At 70.1% G+C, this 13,492-nt stretch carries 13 protein-coding genes; 6 read left to right on the top strand and 7 right to left on the bottom strand.

The features are described from left to right. Positions 1-21: 21 nt before the first annotated feature. Entirely contained in the window at positions 22-951 is a 930-nt protein-coding gene (locus OG698_RS20245) for an SMP-30/gluconolactonase/LRE family protein (protein WP_406104519.1), read from the bottom strand. A gap of 110 nt (positions 952-1,061) precedes the next feature. Between OG698_RS20245 and OG698_RS20240 the strand changes: the two genes are divergently transcribed. Next, positions 1,062-1,496, top strand: a complete 435-nt coding sequence (locus OG698_RS20240) for an Lrp/AsnC family transcriptional regulator (RefSeq protein WP_406111171.1) — start codon at positions 1,062-1,064, stop codon at positions 1,494-1,496. Between the two features lie 77 nt (positions 1,497-1,573). On the opposite strand, the gene OG698_RS20235 is transcribed toward OG698_RS20240, so the two are convergent. The 5 genes from OG698_RS20235 to OG698_RS20215 all read right to left on the bottom strand — a co-directional run bounded on the left by OG698_RS20235 (position 1,574) and on the right by OG698_RS20215 (position 5,864). Further along, positions 1,574-2,338, bottom strand: a complete 765-nt coding sequence (locus OG698_RS20235) for a succinate dehydrogenase iron-sulfur subunit (protein ID WP_116510811.1) — start codon at positions 2,336-2,338, stop codon at positions 1,574-1,576. Then, a complete protein-coding gene (gene sdhA, locus OG698_RS20230) occupies positions 2,338-4,092 on the bottom strand; it encodes a succinate dehydrogenase flavoprotein subunit (RefSeq protein ID WP_406104518.1) in 1,755 nt (584 codons plus the stop codon). Before sdhA ends, OG698_RS20235 begins: the two co-directional genes overlap by 1 nt. Positions 4,093-4,115: 23 nt before the next feature. Next, positions 4,116-4,604, bottom strand: coding sequence for a succinate dehydrogenase hydrophobic membrane anchor subunit (locus OG698_RS20225; protein WP_100594759.1), 489 nt, complete (start codon positions 4,602-4,604; stop codon positions 4,116-4,118). Positions 4,605-4,612: 8 nt separating this feature from the next. Continuing rightward, positions 4,613-4,993, bottom strand: a complete 381-nt coding sequence (gene sdhC / locus OG698_RS20220) for a succinate dehydrogenase, cytochrome b556 subunit (protein ID WP_100594758.1) — start codon at positions 4,991-4,993, stop codon at positions 4,613-4,615. 148 nt (positions 4,994-5,141) lie between these two features. Then, entirely contained in the window at positions 5,142-5,864 is a 723-nt protein-coding gene (locus OG698_RS20215) for a 2-oxo-4-hydroxy-4-carboxy-5-ureidoimidazoline decarboxylase (RefSeq protein ID WP_406104517.1), read from the bottom strand. Positions 5,865-6,064: 200 nt separating this feature from the next. On the opposite strand from OG698_RS20215, the gene OG698_RS20210 reads away from it, so the two are divergent. The 5 genes from OG698_RS20210 to OG698_RS20190 all read left to right on the top strand — a co-directional run bounded on the left by OG698_RS20210 (position 6,065) and on the right by OG698_RS20190 (position 10,484). After that, positions 6,065-7,672, top strand: coding sequence for a beta-N-acetylhexosaminidase (locus OG698_RS20210; RefSeq protein ID WP_406104515.1), 1,608 nt, complete (start codon positions 6,065-6,067; stop codon positions 7,670-7,672). 116 nt (positions 7,673-7,788) lie between these two features. Continuing rightward, complete coding sequence (locus OG698_RS20205; RefSeq protein ID WP_406104514.1) at positions 7,789-8,475, top strand: DUF4328 domain-containing protein; 687 nt, start codon at positions 7,789-7,791, stop codon at positions 8,473-8,475. A gap of 102 nt (positions 8,476-8,577) precedes the next feature. Beyond that, entirely contained in the window at positions 8,578-9,087 is a 510-nt protein-coding gene (locus OG698_RS20200) for a hypothetical protein (protein WP_406104512.1), read from the top strand. Positions 9,088-9,162: 75 nt separating this feature from the next. Beyond that, positions 9,163-9,720: a hypothetical protein gene (locus tag OG698_RS20195; RefSeq protein WP_406104510.1), complete on the top strand. Its 558-nt coding sequence runs from the start codon at positions 9,163-9,165 to the stop codon at positions 9,718-9,720. Then, complete coding sequence (locus OG698_RS20190) at positions 9,720-10,484, top strand: hypothetical protein (protein ID WP_406104509.1); 765 nt, start codon at positions 9,720-9,722, stop codon at positions 10,482-10,484. The genes OG698_RS20195 and OG698_RS20190 overlap by 1 nt, the downstream gene beginning before the upstream one ends. A 245-nt stretch (positions 10,485-10,729) precedes the next feature. Here the strand turns inward: OG698_RS20190 and OG698_RS20185 are convergent, their stop codons facing one another. Further along, positions 10,730-13,492: an FG-GAP-like repeat-containing protein gene (locus tag OG698_RS20185; protein ID WP_406104507.1), complete on the bottom strand. Its 2,763-nt coding sequence runs from the start codon at positions 13,490-13,492 to the stop codon at positions 10,730-10,732.

Genomic DNA, 13,492 nt, shown 5'->3' with positions numbered 1-13,492 from the left:
GGTGAACCGGACAGCACATCGTCAGCGGCGGATCCGTGGCGCGCCGGTCACGGACGTCATCAGGCAGTACAGGGAGGTCGTCGCGGTGATGAAGAGGATGTTGTTCTTGGGGCCGCCGAACGCGACGTTCGAGACCGGCTCCGGGACATTGATGCGGCCGATCCGCGTGCCGTCCGGGTCGTAGCAGTGCACACCGCCGTGCATGGCGGCGGCCCACAGTCGCCCGCCGTCGTCGAAGCGGATGTTGTCGAAGCGGCCGTCGTCTCCGCTGGTCTCGGCGAAGACCTTGCCGTCGCTCAGGCTCTCGCCGTCGTCGAGGACGTCGAAGACGCGGATGCATCCGGCCCGGGTGTCGGAGACGTACAACTGGCGCTCGTCGGGCGAGAAGACGAGCCCGTTCGGAGCCCCGAAGCCGTCGGCGACCTGGCGCACCTCGCCGGTGGCGGGGTCGATCCGGTAGACGTTGTTGGCGCCGATCTCGGACTCGGCGCGGAAGCCCTCGTAGTCGCTGGTGATGCCGAAGTCCGGGTCGGAGAACCAGATCGAGCCGTCCGAGCGGACCACCGCGTCGTTCGGGCTGTTGAGCCGCTTGCCCTCGAAGCGGTCGGCGAGGACGGTGACGCGCCCGTCGGCCTCGGTGCGGGTGACGCGGCGGCCGCCCTGCTCCGCGCTGATGAGGCGTCCCTCGCGGTCGAGGGTGTTGCCGTTGGTGTGTCCGGCGGGGTCGCGGAAGAGGCTGACCGCGCCGGTCGCCTCGTCCCAGCGCAGCAGGCGGTCGTTCGGGATGTCGCTCCAGATGAGCTGGCGCCAGGCGGGCAGGTAGACGGGGCCTTCGGCCCAACGGCTGCCGGTGTGCAGGGTGGTGAGGCTGTCGTCCCCGAAAGCGCACCGTCCGGTACGGAAGCGCTCGTCCAGAATCTCGTACACGCTGGGCTGGTTCTGGCAAGACATGGTTATCCCCCAAGAACTGTAGACCGAATGACATCCTGTCGTATGGGACTATGGCAGAACGAGATACGGTTGCGCCATGGTCGGCGGAGTGGGAGTGGGTCACAGTGGCAGTGGATGAGATCGACCGGAAGCTGGTCGCGCTGCTCCAGCGGGACGCGACGACGGCGTACGCGGCGCTCGGCAAGGAGGTCGGCCTCTCGGCGGGCGCGGCCCACGAGCGGGTGCGCAAGCTGCGCGAGCGGGGCGTGATCCGGCGGACGACCGTCGACGTGGACCCGGCCGCGCTCGGGCAGGGGGTGCTCGCGTTCGTGATGGTCGAGTCGTCGTCGTGGATGGGCGAGTCGGCCGGGCAGTTCGCCGCGATCCCCGAGATCCAGGAGGCGCACGTGATCGCCGGCAGCGCGTCGGTCCTGGTGAAGGTGCGAACGGAGACGACGCAGCAACTCCAGGACGTGCTCCGGCGGTTGTACGCGATCGAGGGCGTCAGCGGCACACAGGCGACGGTGGCCCTGGAGACGTTCTTCGAGCGACCAGTAGCAACGTGACGCACCGAGGGCCCCGCCTCCGGTGCGAAACCGGGGGCGGGGCCCTCAGGGATGTGCGAGATGTGCGACCGGGAAGGTCAGTAGCGTCGCGTGATGAGCGCGCGCTTGACTTCCTGGATCGCCTTGGTGACCTCGATACCGCGCGGGCAGGCGTCCGTGCAGTTGAACGTCGTGCGGCAGCGCCACACGCCGTCCTTGTCGTTGAGGATCTCCAGGCGCTGCTCGCCCGCCTCGTCACGCGAGTCGAAGATGAAGCGGTGCGCGTTGACGATCGCGGCCGGGCCGAAGTACTGGCCGTCGTTCCAGAACACCGGGCACGAGGACGTGCACGCGGCGCACAGGATGCACTTGGTCGTGTCGTCGAAGCGCTCGCGGTCCTCGGCGGACTGCAGACGCTCGCGCGTCGGCTCGTTGCCCGTCGTGACCAGGAACGGCATGACGTCCCGGTAGGCCTGGAAGAACGGGTCCATGTCGACCACGAGGTCCTTGAGGACCGTGAGGCCCTTGATGGCCTCGACCGTGATCGGCTTCTCCGGGCTGATGTCCTTGATCAGCGTCTTGCAGGCCAGGCGGTTGCGGCCGTTGATGCGCATGGCATCCGAGCCGCAGATGCCGTGCGCGCAGGAGCGCCGGAAGGTCAGCGAGCCGTCGAGCTCCCACTTGATCTTGTGGAGGGCGTCGAGGACGCGCTCCTTCGGATCGATGTCGAGCTGGAAGTCCTCCCAGACCGCGTCCGCGGAGACCTCCGGGTTGAACCGGCGGATGCGGAAGGTGACCGTGATGAGGTGCGAGCCGTTGTCCGCCTCGAGAGCCTCGAGCTTGTCCATGGTCGGGGTAGCCATCAGTACTTACGCTCCATCGGCTGGTAGCGGGTCTGGACGACCGGCTTGTAGTCCAGACGGATGGACTCGGAGCCGTCGTCGCCGACCTCGCGGTACGCCATGGTGTGGCGCATGAAGTTGACGTCGTCGCGGTTCGGGAAGTCCTCGCGGTAGTGGCCGCCGCGGGACTCCTTGCGCGCCAGGGCGGAGGTCGCCATGACCTCGGCCAGGTCGAGCAGGTTGCCCAGCTCGATGGCCTCCAGGAGGTCGGTGTTGAACCGCTTGCCCTTGTCCTGGATCGAGACGTTCCGGTACCGCTCGCGCAGCTCGGCGATCTTCTCGACGGCCGTCTTGATCGTCTGCTCGGTGCGGAACACCATCACGTTGGCGTCCATGCACTCCTGGAGCTCGTTGCGGATGACCGCGACGCGCTCCGTGCCCGTGGAGTTGCGCAGGTGCTCGACCTGCTCGATGACCATCGAAGCCGGGTCCTCGGGCAGCTCGACGTAGTCGGCCTTCTCGGAGTACTCGGCGGCCGCGATGCCCGCACGACGCCCGAAGACGTTGATGTCGAGCAGCGAGTTGGTGCCGAGGCGGTTGGCGCCGTGCACGGACACGCAGGCGACCTCGCCGGCGGCGTACAGACCGGGGACGACGGTGGTGTTGTCCGACAGGACCTCACCCTCGACGTTCGTCGGGATGCCGCCCATGGCGTAGTGCGCGGTGGGCTGGATCGGGATCGGGTCCGTGTAGGGCTCGATGCCGAGGTACGTGCGCGCGAACTCCGTGATGTCCGGGAGCTTGGCGTCGAGCTGCTCCGGCGGGAGGTGCGTGAGGTCGAGGTAGACGTGGTCGCCCTCGGGACCGCAGCCGCGGCCCTCACGGATCTCCGTGTAGATGGAGCGGGACACGACGTCACGGGACGCGAGGTCCTTCATGACGGGCGCGTACTTCTCCATGAAGCGCTCGCCGTCCTTGTTACGGAGGATGCCGCCCTCACCGCGGGCGCCCTCCGTGAGAAGGATGCCCATGCGCCAGATGCCGGTCGGGTGGAACTGGAAGAACTCCATGTCCTCCAGCGGCAGACCGCGCCGGTAGCAGGCCGCCTGGCCGTCACCGGTCAGGGTGTGCGCGTTCGACGTCACCTTGAAGAACTTGCCGGTGCCGCCCGAGGCGTAGATGACCGACTTGGCCTGAAAGATGTGGATCTCGCCGGTCGCCAGCTCGTACGCGACGACACCGGCGGAGTGCTTGACGCCGTCGATCTCGGTGATGAGCTGGTCCAGGACGTAGAACTCGTTGAAGAACTCCACGCCCTCCTTCACGCAGTTCTGGTACAGCGTCTGAAGGATCATGTGGCCGGTGCGGTCCGCGGCGTAGCAGGACCGGCGGACCGGGGCCTCGCCGTGGTTGCGCGAGTGGCCGCCGAAGCGGCGCTGGTCGATGGTGCCGTCCGGGGTGCGGTTGAACGGCAGGCCCATCTTCTCCAGGTCGAGGACGGAGTCGATGGCCTCCTTCGCGAGGATCTCGGCGGCGTCCTGGTCGACCAGGTAGTCACCGCCCTTGATCGTGTCGAAGGTGTGCCACTCCCAGTTGTCCTCCTCCACGTTGGCGAGCGCGGCGGCCATGCCGCCCTGCGCCGCGCCCGTGTGGGAGCGGGTGGGGTAGAGCTTCGTCAGGACCGCGGTGCGGCTGCGCTTCGTCGACTCGATGGCCGCGCGCATGCCCGCGCCGCCGGCGCCGACGATGACGGTGTCGTACTTGTGGATCTTCATGAGTGGTTGCCTCAGCCCCGTGCCTATCGGATGTTCGGGTCGAAGGTGAAGATCACCAGCGTGCCCAGCAGGATCGTGAACACCGTGGCGGTGTACAGGAGGCCCTTCAGCCACAGGCGCGTGTTCGGGCGCTCGGCGTAGTCGTTGATGACCGTGCGCAGGCCGTTCGCGCCGTGCAGCATCGCGAGCCACAGCATCAGGAGGTCCCAGCCCTGCCAGAACGGCGAGGCCCAGCGGCCCGCGACGAACGCGAAGCCGATCTTGCTCACGCCGCCGTCGAGGACGAGCTGGATGAGCAGGTGGCCGAGGACCAGGACGACGAGGACGACGCCGGACAGGCGCATGAAGAGCCATGCGGCCATCTCGAAGTTGCCGCGCGTCGAGCGCGGGGTCTTCGAGGTGCGCTTGCGGGGGGCCTCGATGAAGGGCGCCGGGTTGTCGACGTCATAGACGGCGACGCCCTCGACGGGTCCGACGCCGGGCGTCTTCGCAGGGGTGGTGTCAGCAGACATGTCTGGCGTCAGCTCCCGAAGAGTTCACGGACGGCGTGGCCGAGGACCGGGTACAGCGCGCCCACCATCAGCACGACCCAGATGCCGACGACGGTCCAGAGCATCTGCTTCTGGTAGCGCGGGCCCTTCGACCAGAAGTCGACGGCGATGACACGCAGGCCGTTGAGCGCGTGGAAGAGGATGGCGGCGACGAGGCCGTACTCGAGGAGCGCGACGATCGGCGTCTTGTAGGTGGAAACGACGTCGTCGTACGACTCGGGGGAGACGCGGACGAGAGCGGTGTCCAGGACGTGTACGAACAGGAAGAAGAAAATGAGGACACCGGTGACTCGATGAGCCACCCACGACCACATGCCTTCCCGGCCGCGGTACAGCGTTCCAGCCGGCACGGAAGAACCCTCCGGGAGCGGGGATTGGGGCCTGCCGGCTTCGATGTCGGTCTGGCCCGGCCGGGTACGGTCCACCGGCCGCTCGTCATCGTATCGACGAGTTGTCGGCTCGCTCGCCCGGGGGCCGCCGGTGTGATCAAACAGGCAATCAAACAGCCACGTACGGGCTATCGGACGCACTGTCGGGGCGCCCGGAATCCGCTGGTTCCTGCGGGTCTATCGCTTCTTGGGGCTCTGTCCGGGCATCGAGCGACCGGACGAGCCGGGCGAGTCGTCCCCGGGCGAGTCGGCGCAGTTCGTCCCAGGACAGGACGCGCTCCTCCTCGGGATCGTTGCCAAGGCGTGACCGGATTCCGGCCAGGAGCTGGTCCAGGGCCTCGGCGGGTCCGTAGTCGTCGAGGCAGATCACGAACGCGTGACCGAAGCGGCTCTCGTACGCACCGTGCGCGGCGCCGAGCGCGGTGTGCGCGACGGAGTACGAGCGGTGCGGGGTCAGGGGGAGCGACTCGCGGGACAGGGCCTCGTCGAGGTCGGCGGGCGCGAAGTCGTAGACCGCCTCGTCGGCGGCGGCGAGCAGCGCGTCGAGGTCCGGGTAGGGCCGGTGAGCGACGAGGCGGCGGGCCCAGTGGAGTGATCCGCAGCAGGTCAGGAGCGCGCGCTCGGCCTCGGTCGAGGGCAGCGTGTTGAACCGCGTGAGGCCGTGCGGGGACGACTGCAGCGGCGACGAATGCCCTGCTGAGCACTGGACCGGTATGGCGGCATGCCCGGGGAGGCGGGAGAAACGGTGCGAAGGCAGCGTGCGCTCCTCGGCGAGACGTGGGACGTGACTGGGCTGACACTGGGACGAGACGTCAGGAGCGTCACGGGACATGTGGTGAGGGTGTGACGGATGTGCGTACACGCTAGCGATCCGGGCTTGGAGCTGTCTGGTGGATGCACCGATTTCACCCGGACGGGAGAGTTTGGGGGCGTGTGGTGGACGGGAGGTCGGGGGAGCGGGGCCTTACGGTCGCCTCCTAGGACGCGGAATTCGATGTCGAGGTTGCTGTCGAAACCGGAGGGCGGTCACTGATGGGTACGCGGAGTCGATCGACGGTCGGCGCGGGAGTCGTCACGGCGGGGACGGTCGCGCTGACCATGGTCCTCGTCGGCTGCGCCGGCGACGGCGGCGGCACAAGCGCCACCCGTGCCGGGCGCCCCTCCGACGGAAAGTCCGCGTCCCCCGCCTCGACCTCGGCGGAGCCCTCGCCCTCGAAGTCGTACGCCCTGTCGAAAACCCCGCAGACCATCCCCTCCGTGCGCGAGCACACGGCGGCGCGCGGGCCCGGGTGGCGCCCCGCCGGCGGCCGTGTCGTCATCGGGGACGCGGAGCTCTCCGACGAGGGCAAGCTCATCGCCGGCGAGCTGAAGCTGAAGTACGCGGGCAAGGTCAAGGCCGGCGCCGGTGACGTGGAGCTGGCGCTCGGCGGGAGCGGGAACCCGGAGTCGTACACGATGACCGTCCAGGGCGGCCGGGTGCGGATCGTGGGGCCGGGTGACGCGGGTGTCTTCTACGGCACGCGCACGCTCAAGCAGGAGGTGCACGGTGGCGGGACCGCGCCGGAGGGCGTGGTGAAGGACGCGCCGGCGAAGCCGCAGCGCGGATTCATGTTGGACATCGCGCGCAAGCCCTTCACGGCCGGGTGGATCAAGGACCGGATCCGGGAGATCAGCGACCTGAAGTACAACCAGTTCGGTCTGCACTTCTCCGACGACCAGGCCTTCCGCATCCAGTCGGACTCGCACCCCGAGATCGTCTCGCCCGACCACCTCACCAAGGCGCAGGTCCGCGAGATCGTCTCGCTCGCCGCCCAGCGGCACGTCACCGTGATCCCCGAGATCGACTCGCCCGGACACCTCGGCGCCGTGATCGCGGCGCACCCCGAGCTCCAGCTGCGGAACACGGCAGGTGTCGCGACGCGCGGCGCCGTCGACATCTCGAACCCCGAGTCGGCGAAGATCGTCGACGATCTGCTGCGTGAGTACGCTCCCCTCTTCCCCGGCGCGTTCTGGCACCTGGGCGGCGACGAGTACCAGGCCCTGACGGTGAAGAACCCCGAGGCGTCCTTCCCGCAGCTCGCGGCCGCCGCCCAGAAGAAGTACGGGGCGAACGCGACGGTCGAGGACCTCACGACGGGCTGGCTGAACGACCGGGTCGCCACGATGAAGCCGTTCAACCGCTCCCTCAAGGCGTGGAACGACGGGTTCTTCCGGGGCGGGGTCGTCCAGGCCGACAAGAGCCTGGAGGTCGCCTACTGGACGGGCAAGGAGATCGGGGCGCGCCCGCCGGAGGAGTACCTGGCCGAGGGTCGCAAGATGACCAACTACAACGACGAGTTCCTCTACTACGTCCTCGGCCAGCCCAACGACTTCGTGTACCCGACCGGGCAGCGGATCTACGAGAGCTGGACCCCGCTCGTCGTGCGCGGCACGACGCCGGTGCCCGCGAAGTACGACAGCCAGATCCTGGGCGGCACGTTCGCCGTGTGGTGCGACCTGGCGAACTCGCAGACGCAGGCGCAGGTCGCGCAGGGGATCCGCATGCCGCTGCGGGCCACGATCCAGAAGCTCTGGTACCCGGGCAAGCCCCCGCTCACGTGGCCCCAGTTCGTGGCGCTCGCGAACCGGCTGGGGTCGTGAGCGGCTGAGCAGTGGACACCGCGGTGGCTTGAACCGTATGTTCCGCTGGCCGGTGATCGACGCGCTCTGGGGAGATGCGCGCGACCGGCTCACCTTGAACCCGTGGGGGGTCCGTCGTGTCCACAAGTTTTGCTGTGCTCAAGTCGCCGGTCGGTGTCTCGAAGGCTGTCGTCGTCCTGCTGGGAGTGACGGCCGCGATCGACCTGTTCGCGCTGTGGGTGGGGTTCGAGCAGCGCAGTCTCGCGGCGGACTTCGTGGCCGGGCACTTCTCGGCGGGCAATGAGGCGGACGCCGACCGCATCGACTCGCTGTACTCGGCGGCGGGCGTCGCACAGCTGTGTGCCCTGGTGGCGACCGCGGTCGTCTTCATCGTGTGGTTCCGGCGGGTGCGCATCAACGCCGAGGTGTTCCGGCCCGACGGGCACAGCAGGTCGCGCGGCTGGGCCTCCTGGGGCTGGTTCGTGCCCTTCGTGAACCTGTGGGCGCCGCGCCAGGTCGCCGCCGACACCTGGGACGCCAGCGTTCCGGAGGCCGGCCTGATCCCGCGGAAGTACTCGCGCAAGGTCATCAACTGCTGGTGGTCGCTGTGGCTGGTGAGCAATGTCATCGGCCGCTTGGCGGGCAGCCAGTACGACAAGGCCGAAAGCATCGGCGAGATCAAGACGGCCACGGAGATGCTGATGCTCTCCGACGCGCTCGACGTCGCTGCCGCCGTCGCCGCCGTCGTGTTCGTCCGCGCCCTGACCCGCATGCAGAACGAGAAGGCTCTCGGCGGGCCCGAGATGGCGCCGTTCCCTGCCTGAACCGCCGGATCTGCGTTTTCGGTGGCGGAGCCACGTATGGCTGTGGTGTATTCGGCCCGAGCCGAGATCAGCTGCTTTCGAAGGCACCGGGGGGACACCGGCATGGGTTACTGGGGCTATTACGTCGTGGCCAGGAGCGAGCGGCCGCTCGCCGAGCTCGACACGCTGAGCGGGGCGCGCGACGCGCTCACGCTCCTGGAGCGGCGGGCCGACGGCTGGCAGGTCTGGGAGTGCCCGGACGGCGGGGCCCGGCGCCACGACGTCGGCAGCATGAACGCGCTGGCCGCCGAGACCGGCGCGCCCGCCCTGTTCGGCTACGTCATGGACAGCGACTGCGTCGTCATCGAGGCGGCCGCGCCGGAGAGCGGCGCGTGGACCACGTGTCTGGCGCGCGATGCCATGGCCGGATATCTCTCCGCGGACGAACTGACCCTGGAGGACTACTTCCTGGAGCCCGCGGACGCCGCGCGGCGCGCGGTCGCGTGGGCGCGGGAGTGCGGCCGCACCGTCGAGCAGGGTCCGCTCGCCGACGTCCTGGGCCAGGACCCCGACCCGTTCGCCGAGCCGCTCTTCTTCCGCTTCCTGGACCGGCTCGGCGTCGCGCCGCTGTGACGTTCCTGCGCCCCGGCACGCAGTAGAGCCCAGTAGGGACGAAATGCCGGGTGGGCAGGGGAAAGGGCGTACTTCATGAGCCTGGTGGAGCTGATCGCGCAGGCCGACGAGCGGGGTCTCGCGGCCAGCGGTCTCGCCTGCCTCGACCGCTGCGTGCCGCTGTTGGGCGCCGAGGACGACGAGGCACTGCGCCCGCTGTGGGGAAGCCTCGCCGAGGGCGGTCCGGAGTGGGGCGAGTGTCTGGCGAAGGCGCGGGCCGCGCTCCCGGCCGGGCCGGACGACGACGCTGACGAGGCGTCCGGGCTCGCCCGGCGCATGCTGGCCGCCGTGCCGGACACCCTGTCGGCGCCCGCGCTGCGCGAGTGGGCCGACGCCTGCTCGGTCGGCGCGCTCCAGATCCACCGCATGCTGGACACGACGGAGGACGGCGCGGGCTCGGTGGGGTCCCGGCGCGAGGGCCGCACGGACGGCATGTCCCCGCTGGTGGCGGCCGAACTCCGGCGTCAGGTCAGGATCCTCGAGCTGCTCGCGGGCCGGGGCGCGGGCGGCCTGCGCCAGGCGCTCGACGTGTCGACGGAGGGTCGGCGCATCCTGCGGGCCGTCGTGTCGAGGCGGGCGCGGGGCCGCGTCTGATGCACGGGATCTCCGGGCCCTCCCCACGGGCGTGGGCGGCGCTCGCGCTGCCGGTCGCGGCGGCACTCGTCGCGCTGGCCGCGCACCGAGGCATGCCGGACGATCCGACGGGCCGACTCCACGTGGTACCAGGGGTGTTGAAGGATGTCGCGCTGCCCGACGGCAGCACGGCGGCGCTGGCCGGGTGCGGTGCGCCGGGTCCTGTGAGGCCCGCGCCACGCGGCGAGGGCGAGCAGACGGCCGCGCCGGCGCTCGTCCTCACCTCTTACGGGTACTCGCGTTCGGGGCCGGACTTCGACGGGCCGTATGCCTTCACGGTCAGCGCGGCCATCGACCCGGGACCGCGGCCGCTGACGCTGACCGCGCCGGTGGGCGAGCGGCGTATCACGGTCGACGTGTACGGGCCGCACGGCGAGGGCCGTATCGCGTCGGCTCGCGGGCTCACGGCGCAGGTGACGAAGGGGGCGAAGCCGCGGCCTGTCCCGCCGACCTCGGGCGGCTACCGCTTCACGGACATCGGGAACCTGGATCTGGCGATCGAGCTGCCCGAACGGGCGGTCTGCCCGGGCCACACGCGGGCGGACATCGGCAGCTGCGCGCCCTCGCACACGAACCGGATCGAGGACTGTCCCGTCGTCGCGGTCACGCTCACCGACGAGGCGGTCCCCGCGCAGCGCGCCCTGGTCGCGGGGATCAAGAACCCCGAGCGGTTCAGCGACCGGCTCGTGGCGGTGTCGTTCGAGGAGAACGCCGCCGGAGTCTGAGCACACGGATCCGACGACACGGACCCGAACGGAACCGGGCCCGGCCGCCCCCTCCTGCGGTCGGGTCCGCTTCCGTGGAAGGTAGTGAGTAACCCATTCGGGCGTGGCGGCGCAAGTGCGGGCACAAAGCAGACAGGGCTGTCAGGGCTGTCAGGGCGCAAACGGCTCTCGCCGCGCGGTCCCCGGGGGTGTCGGGAGCCGCGCGGCGAGAGATTCAGCTGATGGTGCGGTGGTACGGGTGGTGCCTACGGGGCCAGCGTGGTGCCCAGGCGGGCGCCGGCCGGGGTGCCGAGCTGCGTCAGTCCGATGTACTTGGACGTCGACAGGCCGAGACCCGTGCTGTTGCTCGGGACGTACAGGAGCGTGCCGTTGCCGGCGTCCTCGCCCGCCGTGCCGATCACCAGGTCCGCGCGGCCGTAGCCGGACAGGTCGGCGAGGGAGACGGCGGAGCCCAGGTTGTCGTCGGTCTCCGTGGAGCCGGGGACGCCGGGCTCGTCCTGCGAGACCGCGAGGGCGCCGGTGCCGGTGAGACCGGTCGACGAGCCCTTGAACAGCAGCGAAGTACCCGCGTTGGAACGGTTGCTGGTGCGGGTGATGTCCTCGTTCGGGGCGCCGGCCAGGACGTCCGCGTAGCCGTCGGCGTTGTAGTCGCCGATCGCGACGGAGGCGCCGAGGGCGTCGCCGGACTCGGCCGCGCCCGGGACACCGCTGGTGGCCTGGTGGATCGTCTTGGCGCCGGTGGCGGTGAGGCCGCCGGGCGTCGTGGACGTGATCTTCGAGCCGTAGACCGCGGTGACCTGGCCGCCCGCGTAGGCGCCGGACTCGGCGGTGTAGGGCTGGCCGATGACGATGTCGTCGACGCTGTCGCCGTTGAGGTCGCCGGAGGCGATGGAGCGGCCGCCCTTGACCGAGAGCGTGCCGGCCTTGGTCAGGCCGTTCCTGCCGCCCTTGAACCAGACGACCCGGCCGACCGAGGTCGAGTCGCGGTAGTTGAGCGCGACGTCCGCGTAGCCGTCCTGGTTGAAGTCGCCGCTGGTGGCGGCCTCGTAGGCGAGGGCCGTGTCGCCGCTGGTGATGTTGGAGCTGGACTCCTGGCCCTCGGCGTAGCGCGCGGTCCAGGTGCCGCCGGTGCCGGTGGAGGCCGCGAAGACGTCCGCCTTGCCGTCGGCGTTGAAGTCGCCGACCGTCACGGCGGCGCCGTACTTGGCGCCGTTGGCGTAGAAGCCCTCGTCGAGGTTCATCTGCGCGCCGGTGTTCAGAGCCGGTCCGTACAGGATGGTGACCGCTCCGCGGTCGGCGTGGCCGGAGGTGTCGTTCTCGCCGGGCTGGCCGATCGCGAGGTCCGCGTAACCGTCCCCGTTGATGTCACCTTCGGCGACGGAGGCGCCCCACTGGTCGCCGGACTCGTTCGTGCCGGGGACGCCCGTGCTGGACTGGGTGAGGGTCTTCTTCGCCGTGTACACGGGTCCGTTCGTGCCGCCCGGCACGACGGTGACGGAGCCGCCGGAGGACGCCTTGGGCGTGCCGGCGACGATGTCGGCCAGGCCGTCACGGGTCTTGGCCGTGGGCGCGGCGGACGAGTAGATGTCCGACGTGGCGAGGGCGTGCGAGACGCCCGGGGCCGAGGCCAGGGTCCGGATGGTGGAGAGCTGCTTGTACAGGTTGTCACCGGGGCAGAGCGTGGTGCCGGTGTCGCGGTGCCCGAAGACGCGGTCGAGGGTGATCGACTGGCCGAGCGGGATCTTGTTGTCGGACACGCCCTGGTCACCGTTGGACGTCAGCGTGACCTTGCTGTTCGCGGTGATGCCGTACTGGCCGAACTTCCAGGCGACGACGCGGGCGATCGAGTTGAGCGCCGCCTTCGTGGGCTTCGCCGACATGAAGTTGCCGATGTACGAGATGCCGACCGTGTCGGTGTTGAAGCCGTAGTCGTGGGCTCCGTGCACCGGCAGGTCCATGCCGCCGCTGCGGCCCTCGAATATCTGGCCGCACCGGTCGACGAGGAAGTTGTAGCCGATGTCGTACCAGCCCTTGGCCATGTGCTCCTGCTGGATGGTGTGCACCCGCTGGCGCGACTGCGAGCAGGGCACCGTGTTGTCGGGGTCGACACCGGTGTGGTGGATGACGGCGGCCTTGATCGAGTCGTCGTACTCGGGGGTGCCGTTGTAGTCCGTGTCCGCGCCCCACTCGGCCTGCGTGATGACCGGCGGCTTGACGACCGTCGACGGGCGGGCGGCCGGGACCGTCTCGGTCGGCTCGGGCGAAGCCGACGCGCTCGACGACGGGTCGGCGGAGGCCGAGGAGGACGCGGGCGCGGAGGGGGTGCCGGAGTCCGAAGGGGTCGCTTCGGGGGTGCCGCTCGCGGGGTCCGCGGACGGGGAGTCGGTGGTGGCGGGGGGCGTCGTGTCCTCGGAGAACGCGGCGGGCTGGGCGGCGCCCGCGCCCTTCGCGGGGGCGAGCGTGCCCGGGTCGAGCAGCTTGACGTCCATGCCGGACGGCAGGTCGGAGGCCGTGCCGTCCTTGGCCACGACCCGCACCTCGACGGCGTCGGAGTCACCGGTCCATACGGACTCGGTGCCGCCGCGGACGCCGCCACCGGCCTTGGTCTCCTTGCCGTCGGTGCCGAGTTGCTCGACCGGCATGGTCAGCCAGTCCGTCCAGTCACCGGTCGCGACGTTCCGCCCCCGGACCTGGGCGGTCCCGTCGAGTGTGGCGTGCGGGTTCTTCCATGTGACGACGACGGCGCTGAAGCGGTCCGTCGACTTCTGCGGGACGACCTTGCGGTCCGCGCCCTTGGCGGTGAGGCCGAGTGTGTGGATCGCCGACGCCCGGCGCGGCTCACCCTGGGGAGACGCGCCGTCCCCCGGGTCGGCCATGGCGTACGTCATGACGCCCGCGCCACCGAGGACGACGGCCCCCACCGTCACCCAGGCCCTGCGCTTGAGACTCAGCGGCTTGTACGCATGTGATCTGCGCGCACGCGGATTACGCGGGCTCAAATGCCCCAC

This window comes from Streptomyces sp. NBC_01003, from assembly GCF_045162695.1.
Lineage (GTDB): Bacteria > Actinomycetota > Actinomycetes > Streptomycetales > Streptomycetaceae > Streptomyces.
The sequence above is the reverse complement of the archived record's forward strand: the minus strand, read 5'-3'. Positions and strand labels throughout refer to the sequence as shown.